Source organism: Dongia deserti (assembly GCF_003574735.1).
GTDB classification, from domain to species: Bacteria; Pseudomonadota; Alphaproteobacteria; order Dongiales; family Dongiaceae; genus Dongia_A; species Dongia_A deserti.
The window spans coordinates 291,431-314,144 of sequence record NZ_QORW01000002.1; the positions used below are offsets into that span (position 1 = coordinate 291,431).

Here is a 22,714-nt window from a genome sequence, read left to right on the forward strand (position 1 = left end):
CGTCGAAAATGTAGTGCAGGCTCACGGGCGGGAACCCGATCTTCCTTGGCGCGTTTACGGGGTGGCAGCCGCACTCCCGGCGGCGGTCGATCCATGGCTGCGATCCGCAGTGTGTTCTCAACGACGATCGAGGGGCTCGATGCATCGTCCCAGTGCAGGACTTCCCGCATTCGCAGCGCTGATCCTGGCGATGCTCGCCCTGGGTGCGTGCACGACGGTGCGGGAATCGAGCCCGCAGCGAACTGCGACCGAGCAACTCCTGATCTCCACCGCGGTCGATCGCGCGGTGGAGCGCATGAAGTTCGAGATCCCGACGGGCACCAAGGTCTTCGTCGATGCCGAACAGCTGGAAGGCAGCGACGGCAAATACACCGCCGGTGCGATCAAGGACCGGTTGCTGCGCGGCGGCACCAATCTGGTCGCCGATCGCGGCAAGGCCGACGCGGTCGTCGAGGTTCGCGCCGGCGCGCTGTCGATTGACGACAAGAGCACGCTGGTCGGCATCGGCAGTTTCGATGCGCCGATCCCGTTCGCGGGCCAAGCCTTCAAGATTCCCGAGATTGCGCTCTATCGGCAGAAGGAGAGGCTGGGAGTGGCAAAGATCGCCGCCACCGGCTACGGCACTGCCGACGGCAAACTGATCGATTCCACGGGGCCGCGCTTCGGCTACTCGCACGAGAACGAGTCGGTATTTCTGTTCTTCTTCTCCTGGCGCTCGACCGACCTGCCGCAGGAAGAGCATACCGGCCTGCTCGATTTCAATTGAGGGAAAAGCCCTCACGCGGTCTCAGGCCGACTGTCACACCTTCGATCTTTCCAAGATCGCGACCAGCCCGTTATAGATGCGTGCAAAGCATGATCTAGGTCGGAGGAATTGGACATGAAGAGGGTGATCTTTACCGGCGGAAGCGGCAAGGCCGGCAAATATGTGTTGGACGTGCTGCTCGACTACGGCTATCAGGTCCTGAACCTGGACATGAAGCCATTGGACAATCCCAGGGTCCGCACGCTGATCACCGATCTCACCGATTCGGGCCAGGTCTTCAATGCGCTCACCAGCTATACGGGCCTGCACGAGTTCGACCCGGATTTGCGCGCTCAGCCGATCGATGCCGTGATCCACTTCGCCGCCATCCCGCGCATCATGATTGCGCCGGATAACGAGCTCTATCGCATCAACGTGATGAGCACGTACAACGTTCTCGAAGCAGCGGTGAAGCTCGGCATCAAGAAGATCGTTATCGCCTCCAGCGAGACGACCTATGGCGTCGTGTTCGCCGACACGCCGCGCGAACCCGATTATTTCCCGCTCGACGAGGAGTACGACGTCAATCCGATGGACAGCTACGCGCTCTCCAAGGTCGTCAACGAGAAGACCGCGCGCGGTTTCGCGCTGCGCACCAAGGCGGATATCTATGCCCTGCGCATCGGCAACGTGATCGAGCCGCACGAATACGCCTTGTTTCCGAAATGGTTCCAGGATCCCGGCTTCCGCAAGAAGATCGCCTGGAGCTATATCGACGCGCGCGACCTGGGCGAACTGTGCCACCGCTGCATCGAGACCAATGGCCTCGGCTTCCAGATCTTCAATGCCTCCAGCGGCGACACATCCTCCGACCTGCCGACCAAGGAACTCCTGAAGCGCTTCTACCCGAACGTGCCGGTGAAGGCCGAGCTCGGCGAGTTCGAGACGTTGCTCTCCAACAGGAAGGCGCGCGAGAAGCTGGGTTTCGAGCAGAAGCACTTCTGGCGCAAGTACGTGAAGGCGTGAGGTAACGCGGAGCAGCTGGCCTAGCCGTCATGGTCGTGCCAAGCACGACCTTGACGGAGTGAGACGTCACGCGTCATCGAGGAATCGCTGCGCCGCAGGCGAGCGCGGGATCGCGACGAGCATTGGCCCAGTTGTGCGCCGTGACGAGCTGAGCGCAGTTGAGGAACTGCGCATCCAGCAGGACCGCGCCGTCGAGATCGGCCTCCTCCAGCACCGCCTTGAAGAGGTTCGCCGCGTCGAGCCGCGCCCGCGTCAGCCGCGCATCGCGGAGCATTGTGCCGCGCAGATCGGCGCCGCGCAGGTCGGCGGCGCCGAGATCCGCCGATGACAGATCGAGGCCGCGCAATTGCGCGCCGGCGAGGTCCGGCTTCGCCTCCGGGTGTTGCCGCCGCCATTCGTTCCACGCCGCCGCGCCGCTGCGCAGCAGCTGAACGTGCTCAGCATTGGCCATCTCGGCCTCCATCGCAATCAGCCGGCAACCGGGTGCGATCATCCCGCAGCGCGGCATCGATCTCGGTGACCAGAATGCCGACGGCTCCCGAAAGATCGGCGCCCGACAGATCGGCCCCGTCCAGTTTCGCCACCCTCAGATAGGCCTCGCGCAAATCCGCATTGCGCAGCGATGCGCCGATCAGGACCGCGCCGCCCAGTCGGGCAGCGCGCAGATCGGCGCGATCCAGGCGCGCACCGCGCAGTGCGGCGCCGCGTAGATTGGCGCGCCGAAGATCCGCCCCGGTCAGGTCGGCGCCTTCAAGATTGGCTCCGCTGAGATCAGCCCCACAGAGCGAGGCGCCGGCGAGACCGGCTTCGACCAGCAGCGCGAATTCCATCTCCGCGTTGTCTAGCCTTGCCCCTGCCAAGTTCGCCTGATTCAGCTGTGCGCCACTGAGGCGCGCCATCGAGAGATCGGCGTCCCGCAAACAGGCGCGGCGCATGCTGGCGCCACTCAAATTGGCACGCTGAAGATTGGCGCGGCTCCAGTCCGAGCCATCAAGCATGGCACGCGCCAGGCGCGCGCGCCTGACATCCGCGCCGATGAAGGCGAGGCCGGAGAGGTCATGTCCCCTGAGGTCGGCACGCTGGCCTTCGCGCCGCTCCGTCTCCAAATAGAGCCGATGCGCGGCCAGGATGTGCGTCAGCACGGTTCGCTGGTCACGAGGCTGATCCGGCGCTTCCCGTTGTTCCGACGGCATCCCGCCCTTAAGCTCTTTGCGTTCGACCATGGCGATATCTTAACGCGACCGCGACCCTGGCATTTCGCCGACATTCTGGCGGAACCATTGCACCTTGCACGGTGTCATTTCAGGTATCACATTTCAATTAGGCGCGGCTTGGCATCCGACAAGGGACCGCCGATGCGGCTTATCGCCAGCGCACGAACAAGAAGGCGGCTCGGCTGGCTGGTTGCCGGCACCGGCTTCGTATTGGCTGCGCTGAATGGCGCGCCGCCTGTGGCCCTGGCTCAGGAGGCATCCCCCGAAACATCCCAGCCCCGCCAGGCCCTCGTCATCGACATCGACGGCGCGATCGGTCCGGTCATTGCCGACTACATCGCGGAGCAGCTGGCGGAGGTCGATCCGGCCAGGACCGGCCTGGTGATCCTGCGCGTGGACACTCCAGGCGGGCTCGACACGGCGATGCGCAAGATCATTCGCGCCGAGCTCGCGTCTACAGTGCCGGTCGCCGTCTACGTCGCGCCGGGTGGTGCGCGTGCCGCCAGTGCCGGAACCTACATTCTCTATGCCGCTTCCGTCGCGGCGATGGCGCCGGGCACCAATCTTGGCGCTGCGACGCCCATCACCATCGGCGGCACGCCGGAGTTTCCCGAGGGCGAGCGCGACAAGCAGGAGCCCGACAAGGCAAAGCAGGAAGAAGAGAAAAAGCAGGAAGAAGAGAAGAAGAAAGACGAGTCCAAACCGGCAGAGTCCGACGAACCGCTCGACACCTCCACGCCGGAACGGCGCAAACTGGTCAACGATGCCGCCGCCTACATCCGCAGCCTGGCGCAGATGCATGGCCGCAATGCCGACTGGGCGGAATCTGCTGTGCGGGGCGCCGCCAGCCTGTCGGCCGATGAGGCGCTGAAGCTCAATGTGATCGACGTGGTCGCGGCGACCCTCCCAGAGCTCTTGCGCAAGATCGACGGGCGCGAGGTGCTGGTGAATGGCGAGAAGGAGAGATTGGCGACCGCCGATCTGGAAGTGGTAGAGAGCGAGCTCGACTGGCGCACACGGCTGCTGATGGTGATCACCGATCCGACCGTCGCCTATCTTCTGATGCTGGTCGGCATCTATGGGCTGATCTTCGAGTTCACCAATCCCGGCACCTACGTGCCAGGCGTCATCGGCGGCATCAGCATGCTGCTAGCGCTGTTCGCCTTCAGCGTGCTGCCGGTCGACTATGCGGGGCTCGGCCTGATCCTGCTCGGCATCGCGCTGATGGTGGCCGAGGCCTTCGCTCCATCCTTCGGCATCCTGGGACTGGGCGGTGTCATCGCCTTTGCCATCGGCTCGGTCATCATGTTCAGGGCCGACGCCCCTGGCTTCGGCCTCCCCATTCCCATAGTGGTTGCCGGCAGCGTCGTGACTGGCGGCCTGATGGTGCTGGTCCTGGCGATGCTGTTGCGCTCGCGCCGCTTTGCCGTCGTCACCGGCAAGGAGGCGCTGATCGGCACCCCCGGCGAAGTGGTCGAATGGACCGGCCGCAGCGGGCGGGTCCGGGTTCTGGGCGAGCTCTGGCTCGCGCAAGGCAACGAGGTGCTGAAGCCCGGCGATGCCATCGAGGTTCAGGGCCGTGAAGGCCTGCAGCTGACGGTCGCGCGCAAGGTCGGCCCTTTGCACTAAGGTCGGCCCATTGCACTAAGAGTCCAGACAGGCGAACCAAGGAGGCACGACATGCCCGTCACATTGGTAACCATCGCCACCGTTGTCATCCTGATCGCAGCAATCATCATCTCCGCGATCCGCATCTTTCGCGAGTACGAGCGCGGCGTCGTCTTCACGCTCGGCCGCTACACCGGCACCAAGGGGCCTGGCCTGGTGCTGATCATCCCTGTCGTCCAGCAGGCCGTGCGTGTCGATCTCAGGACCATCGTCAATGACGTGCCGCCGCAGGATGTGATCTCGCGCGACAACGTGTCGGTCAAGGTCAATGCGGTCATCTATTTCCGCGTGGTGGACGCGGAGAGGGCCATCATCCAGGTCGAGGACTTCATGGCGGCGACCAGCCAGCTGGCACAGACCACGTTGCGCTCGGTCCTCGGCAAGCACGAGCTCGATACCATGCTGTCCGAGCGCGACAAGCTGAACGCTGACATCCAGGACGTGCTCGACAGGCAGACCGACGCCTGGGGCGTCAAGGTTTCCAATGTCGAGATCAAGCGGGTCGACATCGACGAGAGCATGATCCGCGCCATTGCCAAGCAGGCGGAGGCAGAGCGCATCCGCCGCGCCAAGATCATCAATGCCGAAGGCGAGCAGCAGGCGGCACAGAAGCTGGTCGATGCCGGCCGCATGCTCGCACCCGTGCCACAGGCAATGCAGCTGCGCTATCTCAGCGCCTTGCACGACATCGCCGGCGAGCGCAGCTCCACCATCGTCTTCCCGTTCCCAATCGACCTCGCCGAAACGCTCAACGCCTTCGTTAGGCCGCGTGCGGAGTAAGAAGTCAGGTTCACAATATCAGCCGGTTCCAGCCGCCATATTGTTCCTGGCTGCGAGTGCCGCGCGGCAGGCTGAGCGCCACAAGGGCAAGGCCGAGCACGACATCAGCAACAGTGCCGACCATGGTGCCGCCCTCCAGCAGGAACGGCGAGACGGCGACCCAGAGACCCAGCGGCACGTTCAGCAGCCGGACCAGGCGCATGAGTTCCGCCAAAGCCGTCACCGCGATGGTGACCACCAGGCAGCCGACGACGTGATCGCTGAAATAGAGTGGCGGCGCGGTGCCGTGGGTCAGCGGAGTGGTCAGCAGGTAGGCCCCGATCGCCACGCTCACGACCAGCGTCCAGGGATAGGTGACGCCACCCGAGATGAACTCGCGCGCCATCTTGCTATAGGGCAACACAACGCGCTGCAGCTCGTCCTTGCGTTCGGAGAATCCCGCATCGCCCCTGAATAGGGTACGCCAGAACGGCCGCCCCACCCGCGTGCTGCGGATCAGGAACTGGATGGTCGCCAGCACCTCATCAACCGAATAGGGAATCAGAATCACGGTGACCACCGCCTGCAGCAGGCAGAGCGTGCAGAGGGCTCCGATCAGTGTCGGCTGGATGATGATGAACCCGACGCTCACCGCGCCCAAGGGCACGATCATCAGCCCGAACAGCAGCACCAGCCACGGCATGGTGCGCCAGCGCCGCTGGTCCCCGATGATGCCGGTCAGGATGTCGAGCATGTAGGCGAGCGCGCCGAGCCCGGCATCCGGAATGGGAAAGCCGCGCGACACGTCCGACGTGATCACCGCCTCCGTGCCATTGCGCTCCGGCGTGGTGCCGGGAAAGAACGGATCCCACATCGACGGAACATGGCCGAGCTGATAGGCGGCCAGATAGCGCGAAATGAAGAAGCCGATGAAAGCCAGCGAGACGATCGGCACGCGCTGCACATAGGAAGACGGCGAATAGGACCAGCCCAGAGGCAGGTCGCCGTCGGACCCGATCGCGACCCGATCCATGCCCGGTGTGGTCGCGACGATCACGGCGAAGGCGAACACCATCGCGCCGACCAGGCTGTCGAGCGAATAAGCGGCCGCATTCGTGGTCCAGAACACGAGTGGAGCCGTCATGATCCAGAGTCCGGTCGCCGCGACCGCCCACTGCGTCCAAGATGGCGTGCGTGCAAAGGCCTTGGCCGAGAGAATGCAGACGAGCAGGCCGCTCGCGATCTCGCTCCAGCCGAGGAAGTAGTCGCGCAGACTCGGATCCGGCAATGGCGTTCCCGCGGCCGGCGGCGCCGGCACGTTGGGATCGCCCGCGAACAGCCCCGTCGCAAACGGCGTCGCAATTAGCCAGGCCCCGAGCGCCACAGTGATGAGGTGAGCCCAGCGGGTCGCGGCGTGGCGCTGCTTGAGCGCCGCCTCGCCGCGTGCAACCAGTTCCGGCTCCTGTGCCTCGATGTGCTCCTCCGCGCGCTCGATCATGACATCCGCCGCCGCCACTGTGGAGGCATCCAGTTTGTTCGCCTTGTACCAACTTGGGGGATGGTCCTTGAGACGCGCGATCATCGTGGGCAGGGTTGCCATCAGGTCGTGCTTCGGCTCCCAGCCGAGGTATTTGCGCGCGCGGCCGACATCGAGCTCGTAGTGATCCTCCGCGATTTCCATCATCCAAGGCTTGACGAACGGATCCTCCTGCATCACCTCGTCCTGCACCCAGGCGCCGGCCTGCGCCACCGGCCGCGGCAGCGAGAACGTGGGCCATGGCCGACCATGCACCAGGCGTCCCACTTCGCGCTGCAACTCCTCGTACGTCGGCCCGCGCTGCTCGCCGATCAGCAGCGTGATCTCCGCGGGCAGGCGATTGCGCCGGTCCACCACGCGCTCCAGCGCATCCACGAGATCCTCCAGATGCAGATAAGGCTGCCCGCTATCCGGCTCGCCCGCGAACAAGTAACTGGTGGGCCGCTGCTCGTAGATGCGCGCGATCTGCTGCGCCAGGAACGCGGCGCGGCAATCCTCCTGATAGACGCCGGCGAGACGCAGGATGACGGCGGAGATCTGCCCACGCTCCTGCCGCACGAGCTGCTCGGTCTTCGCCTTTGATTCGGGATAGGGCCATTTCGGCTCCAGCGGCCAATCCTCATTCATCGGTTTGCCGCGCTCGACCGGCGCATGGACCAGCAAGGTGCTCGAGAACACGAACTGCTCGACCGTGAAACTGCGACGCAGTTCGCGCAGCAGCCGGCGCGTGCCCTCGACCGTCACCTGCTCGTATTTCGGACTCGGTTCGCCGCTGAGATCGTAATAGGCGGCGAGATGGATGACCGAAGCGATCCGCTTGCCGTATTTGCCGGCGATGTCGGTCATCGCTTTGCGGACGGCTTCATCCTTCGTCAGGTCGAGCCGGATGGTCTCGAACCCTGAACCCTCCGGCGCAGGGAACAGGTCGAGGCCGACTACCTGGTAACGCGACTTGAGCCGCGCCGCGAGCGCGCGCCCGATGAAGCCGCTACTCCCGGTGATCAGCACGACGTCGGTAGGGGAGTTTGCTCGTTCGTCTGCCACGTCGCACCTCGCCCCGATTTGCCTTCCCCTGCCGGGGCGTCTGCATCGGACGAACAGGCCCACTCGCCCCCCGTTGCGAAGTGTCACGAGAAAACGCTGCGTAATGCGTAACGCATTACCGCAAAGATTTGTTCTTCATTTGTTCTCATGTTCGGAGCAGAATGAAGCCATGGCGAAATACGAACCAGAACCGGACCTAACCCTGGTCCCCGACCCGACTTTGCCGAACCAGCCCGTGAAGGGCCGCGGCGCCGTCAGCAACCGGCCCGGGCGCTACGAGTTGGGCGAACGGCCGCTGGAGGATGATGGCTGGAGTCTGCCTGCCGCGCGGGTGGGCGGCGATCCTGATGGCGAGCCGCCACCCCTCGCCACCAAGGTCGCGTTCGATTCCAGCCGCACCATCATGGCGCACAACCAGTCGCCGGACGTGCCGTTCGACCGCTCGGTGAACACCTATCGCGGCTGCGAGCACGGTTGCGTTTATTGCTACGCGCGGCCGACCCATGCCTATCTTGGGCTCTCGCCAGGCCTCGATTTTGAAAGCCGCCTGTTCGCCAAGGCCGACGCGGCGAAGTTGCTGATCAAGGAACTGAAGAAGCCGGGCTACAAGCCGGACGTGCTGGCGCTCGGCGCCGTCACCGACGTCTATCAGCCGATCGAACGGCAGTATCGCATCACGCGCGGCGTGCTGAAGGTGCTGAGCGACTTCAACCACCCGGTCGGCATCACCACCAAGAGCGCGCGCGTGCTGGACGATCTCGACATCATCGCCGACATGGCGAAGCGACAGCTGATCATGGTCTCGATATCGGTCACCACGCTGGATCGCGCGCTCGCGCGCAAGCTGGAGCCGCGCGCCTCCACGCCGCCCAGACGGCTCGGCGCGATCAGGCAGCTGAGCGCGGCAGGCGTGCCGGTGGCGATCTCGGTCGCGCCGATCATTCCGGCGATCACGGATCACGAGATCGAATCCATCATCGCCGCAGGCGCCGAGGCCGGCGCGCAATGGATAAACTGGACGCTGTTGCGCCTCCCGCTGGAGATCAAGGATCTGTTCGCCGAGTGGCTGGTCGCCCATGCGCCGGGCAAGGCCAAGCACGCCATGAGCCTGATCAGCCAGTGCCATGGCGGCATCGCCTATCGCAGCGAGTGGGGCAAGCGCATGAAGGGCGAAGGCTCTTATGCCGACATGATCCGCCTCAGGGTGGAAGCGGCGGCGAAGCGGCACGGGCTCGACAAGCGCGAATATGACCTCGATTGCTCGCGCTTTGCAGTCCCGAAGGAGCCGGACCGGCAGTTCGACCTGTTCTGCTAGCGGTCCGAAACATATAGGCGAGATGATCGCCGCAAGACATAATGAGCGGGCGATTGATGACAGATATTATTCGGGAGCCGGCCCCACCCTCCGGTTCCAATACGAGGTGGAATATGACCACCAAGGTCAAACGGCGCTTGACGTGCATTCTATGCGCGGATGTCAAGAGCTACACGCGTTTGATGGAGAGCGACGAGACCCGGACCATCGGGACGCTGCGCCAGTATCGTGCGGCGATGGATGCCCTGGTCGAACGGCACGATGGGCGCACCATCAATACCTGGGGCGACGCAGTGATCGCAGAATTCGCCAGCGTGGTGGAAGCCGTGCAATGCGCCATCGAGGTGCAGCGCGAGCTGGCGGCGCGCAACCGCGAGCTACCGGAAGCGGAGCAGATGTGGTTCCGCATCGGCATCAATCTGGGCGACGTGATGGTGGAGAACGACGATCTCTATGGCGAGGGCGTCAACATCGCCGCGCGCCTGCAGGAGCTGGCGGAGCCCGGCGGCATCCTGATCTCCGGCTCGGTCCATGATCTGGTGCGCAACAAGCTCTCCGTCGGGTTCGACTATCTGGGGCAACAGCCGGTCAAGAACGTGTCGGAGCCCGTCACCAGCTACCGCATCGTGCTGGATGGCGACGCGCCACGCCCGATACCGAAAACGGAAGGCGACACGCGACCGGAGACTCCATCGACCGCCACCCGGAGACCGAATGGAATCCCGGAAGGCACAGCGGCAAGGCTGTGGTCGCGCTTCCTCGACCTGCCGGGCCGGGTCAAAATCGCGATCCTCCTCATCCCATTCCTCTTCCTCATCGACATGTTGGACGGGGGCGAGAGCCTCTGGTTCTATTGGCCGATGGCCGGCCTGGGCTTTTACATCGTGCTGTGGATCAGCGTCCTCGGACACAAGAAGCGGCAGTAGCTTAGCCACTGTCTCGTACGGTCGTGCGAATACGCAGCGCCTTCACGCTTTTCTGCAGCTGCTCGAGGAAAGCAGCAAGCGCCGGATGGCGCCGCTCACCCTGCCGGAACGCGACGAAGATCTTGCGCCGGATCTCCGGCGCCAATCGCCTGATACAGAACCGCCCCGACCGTTCGCGCACCCTGAGGCCGGGAAGAATCGCGACCGAGCATCCCTGCTCGATCAAGGGCTGCACAACCTCGAACCCGCCGCATTTCCCGTTGACGAGTGGGTCGAAACCGGCCGCCTGGCATGCCCGGATGATGACGTCGGAGTAGGTATTGAACGCCGTGTCCATGGCCCAGCGCTCCCCGCGTAGATCGGCGATGGCGATCTTGCTGCGTTTTGCCAAGGGGTGACCGTTCGGCAGCACTGCATAGAGCTGATCCTCCAGGATCGGAATGCGTTCGATGTTCGGTTCAGGCACGCCGGCGGGCACCGTGAGGTCGTCGATCAACGCCACATCCGCTTGCCAGGCGCGCAAGGCGGCCAGCGAATCCACCGGCTCCATTTCCTCGAGCACGATCGTGAGCTGGCCATGCCGGTGCTCCAGCGCCTTCATCACCTGCGGAATGAGGGCGGCAGCGACCGAGGAAAAGGCCGCCACGCGCAATTCGCCCGTGACCGTCTGCTTCATTTCTGCGAGCTCGGTCTTGGCATCCTCGAGCGCGGCGATGATCCGGTCCGCATGAGCGACCAGCCGCTGACCGGCCTGCGTCAGGCGCACGCGCCGGCCGCGCCGCTCGATCAGCGGAAGGCCTGCCTCCGCTTCCAGCTGCGCAATCTGCTGCGAGACTGCCGAGGGGGAAACGCGCAAAGCCTCCGCCACCGCCGCCATGGTTTGGCGCATGGCGAGTTCCCGGAGAGTCCGCAAACGAGCGATGTCCATTTTAGGATTATGCAATTTCTCTAATGTATATAGCAATTTTTATTAAGTAGACGTGGCCGAAGCGCCTCCCGTAGCTTTTTTGCGCAGACAGACGCCGAGGGAGACACCGAAATGACCATGCTGCAGCATCGCCCCTGGGTGCCCGAGGCGTCGGAACGCTACATCCAATCCCTGGCCGAGGGCGTCGCCGGGCAGAGCACAGACGAGGTCGAGCGCGACCTGCTCGCCCTGGTCGCGGAGAACCGCGCGATCCATGAGCGCGGTTGCGTCAACCTCAATCCCGCCACCAACGTCATGAACCCCAAGGCGGAGGCGCTGCTGGCGGCCGGCCTCGGCTCGCGCCCCTCGCTCGGCTATCCCGGCGACAAATACGAGATGGGGCTGGAGGCGATCGAGAAGATCGAGGTTATGGCGGCCGAGCTGGCGGCGGAGATATTCGGCGCGCGCTTCGCGGAGATCCGCGTGGGGTCCGGCGCACTCGCCAATCTCTACGTCTTCATGATGGCGGCCAAGCCGGGCGACATCATTATCGCGCCGCCGCCGGCGATCGGCGGCCATGTCACCCATCACGAGGCCGGTGCCGCCGGGTTCTACGGAATCCATACACACCCCGCACCGATCGATCCATCGCGTTACACGGTGGATATCGATGCGCTGCGGATCATGGCGCGGCGCCTGCAACCAAAGCTCATCACCATCGGTGGGAGCCTCAACCTCTTTCCGCATCCGATCCGGGAGATTCGCGCCATCGCGGACGAAGTGGATACACTGGTGTTGTTCGACGCCGCCCACATGTCCGGCATGATCGCCGGCCGTGCTTGGCAGCAGCCGCTGGAGGAAGGCGCTCACGTCATGACCATGAGCACCTATAAAAGCCTGGGTGGCCCGCCTTCCGGCCTGATCGTCACCAACGATGCGTCGGTCGCGCAGCGCCTGGACGCGATCGCCTATCCAGGCCTCACCGCCAATTTCGATGCCGCGAAATCGGCCGCCCTCGCGATGACGCTGCTGGATTGGAAAATCCATGGCCCAGCCTATGCCGCTGAAATGGGCGCGACCGCCAAGGCGTTGGGCGAGGCGCTGGCCGCGCGTGGTCTTCCGGTTTTCGCGCGCGACCGCGGTATCACCACTTCGCACCAGCTCGCGATCGAGGCAGCCCCATATGGCGGCGGCCAAGCCGCGGCCAAGAAGCTGCGACAGGCGAATATTCTCACCTGCGGCATCGGCCTGCCGATCACACCGGTGGAAGGCGATGTGAACGGGCTCCGGATCGGCACGCCGGAGATCGTGCGATGGGGCATGCGCGCGGATGAAATGCGCGAACTGGCCGGCTACATCGCCGAGGCGCTCACTGGCACGCGGCCGCTTTCATCTGTCGCCAAGGATGTCACGAATTTCCGCCGCAGATTTTCAAAGCTGCACTTCGTCCGCTGAGCTTTGGGGCGAGCTGGAACTTCACCGGCGTCAACACAGCGCGAACTCGCCTTGTTCTACGTCGGTTGGCTGACAGCGCCCAAGCGACCTTCGGCCGAAATTTTTTTGATCATTTGCAACACATCCCCAGCGGCCCTGTTCACGGACGCGGGGTAACGAGTCCGCCGAGGGCGAACGGGCTCCGCACCTTTCTCAATTTGGGGCACCGCCATGACAGTCGATGAAACGTCACAGACGCGTGACGCGTACGCGTCCAATTCTGATGTCACCATCACCAAGACCGACCTCGATGTTGCAACCGTACAACTGACCGCAGCCAATGCGGTTCGGGTGGAGCTTCCTCAGGGCCAGAGGATCGTCGTCGTTCCCGTGACACCGGGCGAAACGATCGAGTTACCGACCGACAGCGAACAAGGCTTACTGGCGGAGCTTGGCCGAGAGGGCAACCTTGGGATCATCGTCGACGGCCGGACCATCATTCTCCAAGGCTATGCCGCGGCCAACGAGGAGTCACCGATCACCATCATCACCAGCGACGGCGAGCCCATCGACATCGCCGACGTCATCGCGGAGACAGATCCGTCACTTGACATTCAGACGGCCGCCGGCCCCGCTGCAGGCGGACAAGGTGCCGGTGCAAACGGCAGCGGCATTTTCGTACCTTTTCCGGTGGACGCTGCTCTAGGTGGTTTGAGTTCCGCGGGGATCCTGGACCCGACTGCGCTGAGCTACAAGCTGATCACCGACGAAACCAAGATCTTCAGTCTGGGAGATGACGAACCTGGCGAGCCTGGAATCGAGAATTCGTTCCCCGAGGCCAATCCGGATTCGGTGACCGTTACTCAGGCGGTTGCCACCGACTACCAGCTCATGCTGGTGATCGACGTATCGGCTTCAATGGGACAGGAAGTCGTGCGTTCCGACGGGACGGTGACGACCCGGATGGAATTGCAGAAGGCGGCAGCCGTCGCCATGCTCGAGTCCTACGCGACGGCCGCGGCTGGCTCCGTCAATGTAAAGCTGGTGCAATTCAGCAGCGGTGCCTCCTATTTCGGCGGCACCAGCGCCACCACGTTCATAGATATCACCAATCCAGCCAACCTCGCCGCCGTCACTGCGGCGATCAATGCGCTGAGCCCTGCCAATCTGACGGACTACGACACCGCGCTCGCGACCGCCCAGCAGGGCATCATGGATCCCTCCTGGGTCGCGACCACAGCGACGACCAAGGGTCTGGTCTATTTCTTCTCCGACGGCAGGCCAGTGGATGACGGCGACGCTGCAAGCTCGTATCCGGGCGGCAGCAAGGCGAACTCCCTCAACCAGACGGAAGAGAATCTGTGGGAGGGCCGCACGTCCGCTGGCGCATTTACGTCGGGGCTGGCGGATAAGGGCGTAGTGTCCATCGCCGTCGGTCTCGGTGCCGACGTACCCGTGCCACAGCTTGAGCGCGCCGCCTACTACAACGAAACCTTCCCAGACCAGCCGGTGATCGTGGTGCAGGACGAGAACCAGCTGGGTGTCGAACTCGCCCAGACTGTTCCCGGGACGGTCACCGGCAATGTCTTGACCAACGACGATTCCGGCGCCGATGGGTTCGGCACGCCGACCATCATCGCGGTCAGCGCAGTCATCGACGGCGACACCACGTCGCAAATCGTGACCGACACCGCGACCGGCTACACGATCGAAACCAACAACGGCGTTCTCGTCGTCGACAAGACGACCGGCGACTTCACCTACACTGCCACGCCGGGCAGCAGCGGCAAAACAGACACGTTCACCTATACAGTCCAGGACGCATCCCCCGGCGACACCGCGAGCTCGATTCTGACCGTTGCCATTACCGGACCCACGATCGTATCCGGCAGCGCGCCCTTTGAGGGGTCCGCCAATGCCGACTTCATCATCGGCGACGACGCCGACAACGTGATCGTCGCGGCCGCCGGTATCGATGCCGTCCAGGGCGGCTTTGGCAACGACAAGCTCGATGGCGGAACCGGCAATGATGCGCTCTTTGGCCAGGAGGGCAACGACGCTCTCTTCGGCGGTGACGATGACGATGCTCTCTTCGGCGGCACTTTTGGCGACACACTCAATGGCGGAGCCGGCTTCGATGCGCTCCGCGGCGGGAGCGGCAATGACCGGCTGGACGGCGGCGACGATGGTGACGCGGACATTCTGAGCGGCGATGTCGGCGAGGATGTCCTGGTCTGGCGTGGTGCCGACGACACCTATGACGGCGGCGCGGACCTGTTCAAGGCCGCAACCGGCGCTGCCGGCGATGTCCTCGACGCGAGCGGCGCAACCACCATCGACTTGACTGCACTCGATGACAGCAAGATCACGGATGTTGAGACCATTCGCATGAATGGTGGCGGCGGCACCTCATTGACGCTGGATGCCAACGACGTCATCAGCGATCTGGAGGGCGGCAGCTTCGATCCTGGCGGCAGCGGCAGTGGCGGCGCCTTCGGCAAGGCGCCGGCAGTGCGGGTCGATGGCGACGCAGGCGATACGCTGAACCTCTCGGGCGGCGCCTGGTCCGAGACCAAAGGATCAAGCGGGACGCCCGCCGGCTATACCCTTTATGTCCACGACGCCGGCGGCGGTGCGCCGGGTACCAATGAAGACGCCTACGTGCTGGTGCAGAATGGAGTCTCCGTGACCGGCGCCTAGAGCAGGCGTATGATGCCGATGTGCGCCCGCTAGGCTGGCTTGCGATCATCGTGCTGGGCTGCGTCCTCGGGCAAGAGGACGCAGCCGCGGGTGAGCTTGTCACCGACGTCAACATCGTCACTGCGATCGACGTTTCCGATTCGATCGACCCCGGCGCGACGGCGGTCGAGGTCGAAGGTATGGCGGCTGCCATCGTTGCGCCGGACGTCCTGCGCGCGATTCGTGCCGGCCGCCATGGCAGGGTCGGCTTCGCCGTGTTCGCCTGGCGCGATGGAGCGTTCCCGGAGCTTGTTTCTTGGACCGCCATCGCGACTGCGGAAGATGCGGCCGCCGCATCCGACGGGCTGCGATCGGCGTTCGGCGCGTTCAAGGCGTCCGACCTGCCGAGCCCTGCCTACGCCCCGCACCTGACCGACCTGTCCGGCGCAATCGATCATGCGGCCGTCCTGCTCCTGACTGCGCCGTATGCCGCGAAGCGGTCCGTGATCAACGTGATCGGCAACGGTTGGGACAATGTGGGCGAAGGTCCGCGCGCCGCGCGCGACCGCGTCATCGCCGAAAGTGCCACGATCAATGGCGTGGTCCTGGGCATTGATCCCGTCCTGATGGCCTATTATCGCAGCCATGTCATCGGCGGACCCGGCGCGTTCCTGCTATCCGTTCGCGAGCCGGCGGAGATGGCGGAGGTGCTGGCACGCAAGTTCATCTATGACATCGCCCTGCAGCCGGCGGCGGACACATTCGCACTGCCGGTCAATACGGCGTCACAGTGAACCCGCGCCGCGTGAGGATCGACTGCACGCTGTGCTCGCCGATCAGATGCCCCGCACCCACCGCGATGAAGCTGGTGCCGGAACCCTTCATCATGGCCGCGATCTTGTCGCTCCAATCCATGTTCCGCCGGACGAACATGGTCTCATAGAGTTCCGGCGCGTCGGACTTCATCTTGGTCAGCGTCATGGCTTCGAGCTCGCCCGTGTTGCCGGCAAGCCAAGCGTCAGCCATTCGATCCACGTATTCCTTGCCCTCCGCCACCTCTTCGACCATCTGCAGCAGGAATGCGATCTCCGATTGCTCTGGCAGCGAGGCGAAGACCAGCAACTGTTGCTCTGGCGTCTCGAACGTCTTGACGATTTTCTTCGATGTCCGTGCAGCCGCCTCGAGCTGCCTGTCGGCGCCCAGCTTGGGATCATAGCCTTCCCTGACCACCGGCACGACTGCGATGGTGAGCGCCGCCATCCATGGACGCATCCCATTGAGCATACCGGCAGGTAGGCCGGCATGCTTCGCCGCGGCGCGCACCTTGGCCCAGTCCTCCGAGCTAAGCTTGCTTGATAATGGATGGGCTGGATCCATTCCGTGCTTGAGGACCAAGGCCTGCACCGCAGTCACGTCGCCACCTTCGCTCGCCTCCAGCCACAGTTCTTCGCTGTCCTGAAAAGCGGCGTCGATCTTGTCTGACCGCCATTTCGTTTCCGGCCTTATAAGATGAAAGGTTCCGAATAGATAAAGCGTGGAATCCTCATCTTTCACGACCCACATGGCAGGGTCAGCTGAGGACGGCGCAGGCTGGTGCAGCATCAGGGCCGCAGCGGCTCCGATCGTCAGCAGCCCGCGACGCGCGGCGCGAAGTCCCAGCAAGAGCTTTGTTCGCATGGCCTCTTCCCCAGGTCATCGCGCTGAGCGACGACGGCGAGATTATCCTACCGCTCTTCTTAAGTGAGTCTTACGCTGGTTACTACTGCCCGGCTGCGGCCTCCGGCACGACGCGCCAGACCACGTTGCCGACGTCATCGGCAACCAGCAGCGCGCCCGTGCGGTCGATGGCGACGCCGACCGGCCGACCGAACGCGTCTCCATCCTCGCTCAGAAAGCCGGTCAGGACATCGACCGGCATGCCGGAGGGACGGCCGTCCTTGAACGGCACGAAGATCACCTTGTAGCCGGCGTGCGGATTGCGATTCCACGATCCGTGCTGCCCAATGAAGGCCCCTTCGCTCAAATTCTCCGGCAACAGCGTGCCTTCGGAGAAGGCGAGGCCGAGCGAGGCGGTGTGATTGCCGAGCGCATAGTCCGGCACGATCGCCTGCGCCACCAGGTCCGGGCGCTGCGGCTTCACGCGATCGTCCACGTGCTGGCCGAAATAAGAATACGGCCAGCCATAGAAGCCGCCTTCTTTCACCGCGGTCATGTAGTCCGGCACCAGATCGCTGCCGAGCTCGTCGCGCTCATTCACCGCCGTCCATAAGGCGCCGGTCTCCCTCTCCCACGCCATGCCCACCGGATTGCGCAGGCCGGACGCGAACACGCGCACCTTGCGCGTCGCGAGGTCGATTTCGAGGATCGCGGCGCGCTGATATTCGCGGTCCAGGCCGTTCTCGCCCACATTGGAATTGGACCCGACGGTGGCATAGAGCCGCTTGCCGTCAGGGCTGGCGATCAGGTTTTTGGTCCAATGATGGTTGAGTGGACCGGCGGGCAGATCCGCAATCTTCTCTCCCTCTGCAGTGATCTCGGTCGCGCCGTCTTCATAGGGGAAGCGCAGGATCGCATCCGTGTTGGCGACGTAGAAATCCTCGCCGATCAGTGCCATGCCGAAGGGCGAGTTGAGATCTTCGAGGAAGATGGTGCGCGTCTCGGCAACTCCATCCTTGTCCGAATCGCGCAGCAGGGTGATGCGATTGGCGCTGGGCACCGCTGCCCCGGCGCGGCCGAGCACGAGGCCGGTGATCCAGCCCTTGATGCCGCTATCGGATTCTTCCCGCGGCGGCGCATTGGTCTCCGCGACCAGCACGTCGCCGTTGGGCAGCACATGGAGCCAGCGCGGGTGATCGAGGCCGCTCGTCAGGGCGTTGACTGCGAGCCCCTCCGCTGGAACCGGCTTGCCGCCTTCCGGCCAGCCAATGGCTGGGGCGATCTTGAGCGTCGGGATCAACGTCTGGTTCGGCTCGGGCAGGGTGGGATTGGGCCCCATGCCGGCCTCGGGCGGCAGCTTGGCCGTCTCGCCGCACGCGGCGAGCAGGAGGGACAGGATCGTCGGCATGAGCACTCTCGAGCTCCGCATCACCTCCCTCGAACGCCTGGAAGCACGACGAAGTTCCGCCGCTCACAGGACCTTGACCATACGTGCCAGCGGCACTGGCATACCGCCGCGATCGTCGCTGAAGCGCTCGACCACCTGATAGCCACAGGCCCGATAGAGCGGCAGGCCAGCCATGGTGGACACCAACTCGGCGCGGGTGAAACCTTCGGCTCGCGCCGCCTCCTCGCACGTCGCCAGGATCAAGCGCCCGACGCCGCGCCGCACAAAGTCAGGATGCGTGTACATGGCACGCACTCGCGCGGCATCCTTGGCCGGGTCGAGCACCGCGGGATCGCGCCCCGGCGAAACGTCGCCGCCATACATGGTGGCGCGCCGGCTCCAGCCGCCGCAGCCGGCGAGCGCTCCATTCTGCTCCACCACGAAATAGGTGCCGTCCTCCACCAGCTGGGTATCGAGGCCCATGATGGTGCGGCTGGATGCGATCTCCGCCTCGCTCAGGAACGGCTTCAGCAATTCGTCGATCGCCAGGTCCATGAGCGCATGGAGCGCCGCCAATTCGTCCAAGCGCGCGGTGCGGATTTGAAGCTGGTGAGCCGTCATTGGCGCTTCCATTCCCGAAAAAGGGCTGGATGGCCGATTCCAAAGGCGAGCCTACATACATCTATGTAGCTGTCCCAGATGGGACCGGTCCATCCGCGTCGCATCTTAACGCGATCTTAAGCGCGTGGCTCAAGACTTCCTGAGACACTTCCACCTGGCTACATCGCTTCATCTGCACGACCCCGAGGAAGTATGGCCGCAACCATTTCCGACCGACTGCGCGAAGAACGAGACCGGTTCGTCGGCTTCGCGTTCGCCAATGCGGATCTCCTGCTCGAGCTGGATCGCGGCAGTCATGTCCTCTGGGTCGGCGGCGCGGTCAAGTCGATCCTGGACGTCGAGGCGGATGCCCTGGTTGGGAAGCCTTTTACGAAAATTCTAGCAGATCAGGATTCGGTGCTGTTGACCGCGTCGCTGCGCGGCCTAGGACCCGGCCAGCGCCGGCGCGGCCTGAAGCTCGCCCTGCATCAGAGCGCCGCCGAGCCCGATTTGCAGCGCACAGTCGAAGCCTGCATCTACCGTGCCTTCGACAAGTCAGATGAACGTTTCTTTTTGTCCATTGTGCGCGCCCAGATCACGGCCGCTGAGCCTGGCGCGGTGCGCCAGCGCGACCGGGTCACCGGCCTGCTGGAAGCGGTCGAGTTCACCCAGGCGGCGACCGACGCCGTGAAGCTCGCCCGCAAGTCGGGCAAGGCCGCCTGCCTCACCTTGATCGAAATCTGCGGCGAGGCGGAGCTGAAGAAGATGCTGGGCGCCGAGCGCTCCGAAGCGCTGCTGGGCGAGATCGGCGCGCAGCTGAAGCTGCATGCCATCGATCACGAGTCCGCCGGCCGGGTCGGCGATGGCAAGTTCAGCGTCACGCACCTGGAGAGCGAAAGCCCGGCCGCCATCGCCGATGCCATCGCCAAGGCCGGCCAGAGCTACAACCTCGATGAGAAGGCGCTGAATCTTCAGGAAACGACGGTCCGCTTCCACGGCAACTCGCTGAGCGAGGAGGATGTCGACGGTATCCTGACCTACATCGTCGGCAAGTTCACGACCGAAGGCACGGCCGGCATGGAATCCGGCTCGGCCGATGAATACCTGCGCAAGAAGACGGCGGAGATCCTGACCCGCGTCGTCTCCATGCGCGACCTCATCCACGAGCAGAAGATCACGCTGCACTACCAGCCGATCGTCAGCCTCGTGGACCGATATCAACATCACTACGAGGTGCTGCTGCGCCTGCCGAACGGCCGCTCGCCGTTCGAGGACGTGAAGTTCGCCGAAGAGATCAACATCGTCCATGAGCTCGACCTCGCGGTCACCAACGGCGCGATCCGCCGGATCATGGAAGCAAACGGTAAAAAGCATCACCTATGCCTGGCCGTGAACATGTCGGCCAAGTCGCTGCTGAATGACAGCTTTATGGCGATGTTCGAGCGCGTCACTGAGCGCCTGGGCGAGGATCGCAAGAAGCTGATGGTAGAAGTGACGGAATCGGCGAAGCTCGAGGATCTGGGCCGCGCCGCCAAGTCAGTGGATCGCCTGCGTGCTCGCGGCCACGCCGTCTGCCTCGACGATTTTGGCGCCGGTGCCTCGTCCCTGCCTTATCTGCAGCAACTGCATGTCGACCTGGTGAAGATCGACGGCGTCTACATTCGCAACATCCACGATTCCCTGCGCGAGCGCGCGATCGTGGAAGGCGTGCTCACCACCTGCAAATGCCTCGGCATCCGCACCGTCGCGGAAATGGTGGAGAAGGAGGATCAGCACCGTATCCTCCTCGATCTCGGCGTCGATCTGGGCCAAGGTTGGCTCTATGGCCGCCCGGCGGCCGAGATTCCGCCGCCAGCCCCCGCTCGGTTCGGCAAGCGCATGGGCGCCAAGGAAATGTGGGGCTGATCCAGCGCGCAAGGTCTGCGCGAGGCCCCTCGTCGCGCGCTCTTTCGCCACTAGACCTCTCGAACGCGGTGTGCTCAGAAGATCGCGGGTTCCTCGACCGGGCGACCGAACCCCGCGCGCAAGAAATCGAAGTCGCAGCCCTCGTTCGCTTGCTGGATGTGCTGGGCGAACATCCAGCCGTAGCCACGCTCGTAGCGGGCGGGCGGCGCTGACCAGGCCGCCTTGCGGCGCGCCAACTCCTCCGCCGTGATCTGGAGATCGATACGTCGCTGCGGAACGTCGACGGAGATGATGTCGCCCGTCCGCGCCAGAGCGAGCGGCCCGCCGACATAGGCTTCCGGCGCAACGTGCAGGATGCAGGCGCCATAGGAGGTGCCGCTCATCCGCGCGTCGGAGATGCGCACCATGTCGCGCACGCCCTGCTTCAACAGCTTCTTCGGGATCGGGAGCATGCCCCATTCCGGCATGCCGGGCCCACCCTGCGGACCCGCGTTCCGCAGAACCATCACATGGTCCGGCGTGACCTCGAGATCGTCGCGATCAACCGCCGCCTTCATCGACGGATAATCGTCAAACACGATCGCCGGTCCCGCATGTTGCCGCAGCCGCGGCTCGCACGCGCTGGGCTTCATGACGCAGCCGTCCGGCGCTAGGTTGCCTTTGAGCACAGCAAGCGCGCCTTCGGCATAGATCGGGTTGTCGAGCGAGCGGATGACGTCCTCGTTGTGGATCTCAGCACCGGCAATGGTCTCTCCCAGAGAGCGCCCTGTGACCGTGAGAGCAGCAAGATTGAGCCGGTCGCGCAGGCGGCTCATCAGCGCCCTGAGGCCGCCTGCATAGAAGAAATCCTCCATCAGATAGCGGTCGCCGCTCGGACGGACATTGGCGATCACCGGCACGGCCCGGCTGGCCGCTTCGAAATCTGCAAGGCCGATGTCACAGCCGGCGCGGCGTGCCATCGCGATGACATGGATGATGGCGTTGGTGGAGCAGCCCATCGCCATCGCGACCTTGATCGCATTCTCATAGGCGGTGCGCGTCTGGATGTGCACCGGAGTCAGATCCTCCCAGATCATGTCGACAATGCGCCGTCCGGCAGCGGCACACATGCGCGGGTGGTTGGCATCGGCGGCTGGAATCGAGGAGGCGCCGGGCAGCGTCATGCCGATCGCCTCCGCGATCGCGGTCATGGTGCTGGCCGTTCCCATGGTCATGCAATGACCATCGCTGCGCGCGATGCCGCCTTCGACACCGGTCCACTCCTCTGCCGTGATGGTGCCGGCGCGCCGCTCGTCCCAGTATTTCCAGACATCCGAGCCGGAGCCCAGCACCGCCCCTTTCCAATTGCCGCGCAGCATCGGCCCGGCCGGCACATAGATTGCCGGCAGGCCGGCGCTGGTGGCGCCCATCAGCAAAGCTGGCGTGGTTTTGTCGCAACCGCCCATCAGCACGGCGCCGTCGACCGGATGGCAGCGCAGCAGTTCCTCCACCTCCATCGCCAGCATGTTGCGATAGAGCATCGTGGTCGGCTTCACATAGGTTTCCGCCAGAGAAAGCGCCGGCAGCTCGATCGGCAGGCCGCCAGCCTGCAGGACGCCGCGCTTGATGTCCTCGACGCGGTTCTTGAAATGCGCGTGGCAGGGGTTGATGTCGGACCAGGTGTTGATGATTGCCACCACCGGCCGCCCGCGCCAATCTTCCGGTGCGTAGCCCATTTGCATGAAGCGCGATCGGTGGCTGAAGCCGCGCAAATCATCCGGCGCGAACCAGCGCGCGCTCCTGAGCTCGTTCGGTGACTTGCGTGACGGGGACATAGCGGGCTTCCTCCCAGAAACTGATCGCGAAACTCATTGCGCCCGAACCTTGCACGGCGCGCGACCGGATTCCAATTTTCATGCAGGCGCCGAACCAA

18 protein-coding genes are annotated in these 22,714 nt (G+C 64.2%); 10 read left to right on the plus strand and 8 right to left on the minus strand.

The window, feature by feature from the left end:
- Window positions 1–139 precede the first annotated feature (139 nt).
- Window positions 140–766 (plus strand): DUF6655 family protein, encoded by a 627-nt coding sequence (locus DTX69_RS04370; RefSeq protein ID WP_119300280.1) that lies wholly within the window; start codon window positions 140–142, stop codon window positions 764–766.
- A gap of 114 nt (window positions 767–880) precedes the next feature.
- A complete protein-coding gene (locus DTX69_RS04375; RefSeq protein WP_119300281.1) occupies window positions 881–1,771 on the plus strand; it encodes an NAD-dependent epimerase/dehydratase family protein in 891 nt (296 codons plus the stop codon).
- Between the two features lie 73 nt (window positions 1,772–1,844).
- Here DTX69_RS04375 and DTX69_RS04380 read toward each other — a convergent pair whose 3' ends face one another.
- Together DTX69_RS04380 and DTX69_RS04385 are read right to left on the minus strand one after the other, a co-directional pair.
- On the minus strand, window positions 1,845–2,222 hold the full coding sequence (locus DTX69_RS04380) for a pentapeptide repeat-containing protein (RefSeq protein WP_162916655.1): 378 nt from the start codon (window positions 2,220–2,222) through the stop codon (window positions 1,845–1,847).
- Window positions 2,209–2,994 carry a pentapeptide repeat-containing protein gene (locus DTX69_RS04385; RefSeq protein WP_119300283.1) on the minus strand — a complete coding sequence of 262 codons (786 nt, stop codon included), beginning with the start codon at window positions 2,992–2,994 and terminating at the stop codon, window positions 2,209–2,211. Before DTX69_RS04385 ends, DTX69_RS04380 begins: the two co-directional genes overlap by 14 nt.
- Window positions 2,995–3,126: 132 nt before the next feature.
- On the opposite strand from DTX69_RS04385, the gene DTX69_RS04390 reads away from it, so the two are divergent.
- Both DTX69_RS04390 and DTX69_RS04395 read left to right on the plus strand, forming a co-directional pair.
- Window positions 3,127–4,614: an NfeD family protein gene (locus tag DTX69_RS04390; RefSeq protein WP_119300439.1), complete on the plus strand. Its 1,488-nt coding sequence runs from the start codon at window positions 3,127–3,129 to the stop codon at window positions 4,612–4,614.
- A 51-nt stretch (window positions 4,615–4,665) separates the two neighbouring features.
- Window positions 4,666–5,433, plus strand: a complete 768-nt coding sequence (locus DTX69_RS04395; RefSeq protein ID WP_119300284.1) for a slipin family protein — start codon at window positions 4,666–4,668, stop codon at window positions 5,431–5,433.
- Between the two features lie 10 nt (window positions 5,434–5,443).
- Here DTX69_RS04395 and DTX69_RS04400 read toward each other — a convergent pair whose 3' ends face one another.
- Entirely contained in the window at window positions 5,444–7,993 is a 2,550-nt protein-coding gene (locus DTX69_RS04400) for an NAD-dependent epimerase/dehydratase family protein (RefSeq protein WP_119300285.1), read from the minus strand.
- 169 nt (window positions 7,994–8,162) lie between these two features.
- Here DTX69_RS04400 and DTX69_RS04405 point away from each other — a divergent pair, with 169 nt between their 5' ends.
- Together DTX69_RS04405 and DTX69_RS04410 are read left to right on the plus strand one after the other, a co-directional pair.
- Complete coding sequence (locus tag DTX69_RS04405) at window positions 8,163–9,308, plus strand: PA0069 family radical SAM protein (protein WP_119300286.1); 1,146 nt, start codon at window positions 8,163–8,165, stop codon at window positions 9,306–9,308.
- A 113-nt stretch (window positions 9,309–9,421) separates the two neighbouring features.
- Entirely contained in the window at window positions 9,422–10,234 is an 813-nt protein-coding gene (locus tag DTX69_RS04410; RefSeq protein WP_119300287.1) for an adenylate/guanylate cyclase domain-containing protein, read from the plus strand.
- 1 nt (window position 10,235) lies between these two features.
- On the opposite strand, the gene DTX69_RS04415 is transcribed toward DTX69_RS04410, so the two are convergent.
- Entirely contained in the window at window positions 10,236–11,162 is a 927-nt protein-coding gene (locus DTX69_RS04415) for a LysR family transcriptional regulator (RefSeq protein WP_119300288.1), read from the minus strand.
- Window positions 11,163–11,273: 111 nt separating this feature from the next.
- Between DTX69_RS04415 and DTX69_RS04420 the strand changes: the two genes are divergently transcribed.
- The 3 genes from DTX69_RS04420 to DTX69_RS04430 all read left to right on the plus strand — a co-directional run bounded on the left by DTX69_RS04420 (window position 11,274) and on the right by DTX69_RS04430 (window position 16,048).
- Window positions 11,274–12,596 (plus strand): serine hydroxymethyltransferase, encoded by a 1,323-nt coding sequence (locus tag DTX69_RS04420; protein ID WP_119300289.1) that lies wholly within the window; start codon window positions 11,274–11,276, stop codon window positions 12,594–12,596.
- A 210-nt stretch (window positions 12,597–12,806) separates the two neighbouring features.
- Complete coding sequence (locus tag DTX69_RS04425) at window positions 12,807–15,275, plus strand: VWA domain-containing protein (RefSeq protein WP_119300290.1); 2,469 nt, start codon at window positions 12,807–12,809, stop codon at window positions 15,273–15,275.
- Window positions 15,276–15,295: 20 nt separating this feature from the next.
- Window positions 15,296–16,048, plus strand: coding sequence for a DUF1194 domain-containing protein (locus DTX69_RS04430; protein ID WP_119300291.1), 753 nt, complete (start codon window positions 15,296–15,298; stop codon window positions 16,046–16,048).
- On the opposite strand, the gene DTX69_RS04435 is transcribed toward DTX69_RS04430, so the two are convergent.
- The 3 genes from DTX69_RS04435 to DTX69_RS04445 form a co-directional block, all read right to left on the minus strand.
- The gene (locus tag DTX69_RS04435) at window positions 16,029–16,931 is read right to left on the minus strand and encodes a TraB/GumN family protein (RefSeq protein WP_119300292.1); all 903 of its coding nucleotides are present in this window, start codon (window positions 16,929–16,931) and stop codon (window positions 16,029–16,031) included. The two genes, DTX69_RS04430 and DTX69_RS04435, sit on opposite strands and share 20 nt — an antisense overlap.
- An 82-nt stretch (window positions 16,932–17,013) precedes the next feature.
- Window positions 17,014–18,318 carry a PQQ-dependent sugar dehydrogenase gene (locus tag DTX69_RS04440; protein ID WP_284735538.1) on the minus strand — a complete coding sequence of 435 codons (1,305 nt, stop codon included), beginning with the start codon at window positions 18,316–18,318 and terminating at the stop codon, window positions 17,014–17,016.
- 63 nt (window positions 18,319–18,381) lie between these two features.
- Entirely contained in the window at window positions 18,382–18,918 is a 537-nt protein-coding gene (locus tag DTX69_RS04445; protein WP_119300440.1) for a GNAT family N-acetyltransferase, read from the minus strand.
- Between the two features lie 192 nt (window positions 18,919–19,110).
- Here DTX69_RS04445 and DTX69_RS04450 point away from each other — a divergent pair, with 192 nt between their 5' ends.
- Window positions 19,111–20,802 carry an EAL domain-containing protein gene (locus DTX69_RS04450; protein ID WP_119300294.1) on the plus strand — a complete coding sequence of 564 codons (1,692 nt, stop codon included), beginning with the start codon at window positions 19,111–19,113 and terminating at the stop codon, window positions 20,800–20,802.
- A 74-nt stretch (window positions 20,803–20,876) separates the two neighbouring features.
- Here DTX69_RS04450 and araD read toward each other — a convergent pair whose 3' ends face one another.
- Complete coding sequence (araD, locus tag DTX69_RS04455; protein ID WP_119300295.1) at window positions 20,877–22,616, minus strand: L-arabinonate dehydratase; 1,740 nt, start codon at window positions 22,614–22,616, stop codon at window positions 20,877–20,879.
- Window positions 22,617–22,714: the final 98 nt, after the last annotated feature.

Coding starts and splice junctions, on each gene's coding strand:
- DTX69_RS04370 (WP_119300280.1), top strand. CDS start 140: ATGCATCGTCCCAGTGCAGGACTTCCCGCATTCGCAGCGCTGATCCTG.
- DTX69_RS04375 (WP_119300281.1), top strand. CDS start 881: ATGAAGAGGGTGATCTTTACCGGCGGAAGCGGCAAGGCCGGCAAATAT.
- DTX69_RS04380 (WP_162916655.1), bottom strand. CDS start 2,222: ATGGCCAATGCTGAGCACGTTCAGCTGCTGCGCAGCGGCGCGGCGGCG.
- DTX69_RS04385 (WP_119300283.1), bottom strand. CDS start 2,994: ATGGTCGAACGCAAAGAGCTTAAGGGCGGGATGCCGTCGGAACAACGG.
- DTX69_RS04390 (WP_119300439.1), top strand. CDS start 3,127: ATGCGGCTTATCGCCAGCGCACGAACAAGAAGGCGGCTCGGCTGGCTG.
- DTX69_RS04395 (WP_119300284.1), top strand. CDS start 4,666: ATGCCCGTCACATTGGTAACCATCGCCACCGTTGTCATCCTGATCGCA.
- DTX69_RS04405 (WP_119300286.1), top strand. CDS start 8,163: ATGGCGAAATACGAACCAGAACCGGACCTAACCCTGGTCCCCGACCCG.
- DTX69_RS04410 (WP_119300287.1), top strand. CDS start 9,422: ATGACCACCAAGGTCAAACGGCGCTTGACGTGCATTCTATGCGCGGAT.
- DTX69_RS04415 (WP_119300288.1), bottom strand. CDS start 11,162: ATGGACATCGCTCGTTTGCGGACTCTCCGGGAACTCGCCATGCGCCAA.
- DTX69_RS04420 (WP_119300289.1), top strand. CDS start 11,274: ATGACCATGCTGCAGCATCGCCCCTGGGTGCCCGAGGCGTCGGAACGC.
- DTX69_RS04425 (WP_119300290.1), top strand. CDS start 12,807: ATGACAGTCGATGAAACGTCACAGACGCGTGACGCGTACGCGTCCAAT.
- DTX69_RS04435 (WP_119300292.1), bottom strand. CDS start 16,931: ATGCGAACAAAGCTCTTGCTGGGACTTCGCGCCGCGCGTCGCGGGCTG.
- DTX69_RS04440 (WP_284735538.1), bottom strand. CDS start 18,318: ATGCCGACGATCCTGTCCCTCCTGCTCGCCGCGTGCGGCGAGACGGCC.
- DTX69_RS04445 (WP_119300440.1), bottom strand. CDS start 18,918: ATGACGGCTCACCAGCTTCAAATCCGCACCGCGCGCTTGGACGAATTG.
- DTX69_RS04450 (WP_119300294.1), top strand. CDS start 19,111: ATGGCCGCAACCATTTCCGACCGACTGCGCGAAGAACGAGACCGGTTC.
- araD (WP_119300295.1), bottom strand. CDS start 22,616: ATGTCCCCGTCACGCAAGTCACCGAACGAGCTCAGGAGCGCGCGCTGG.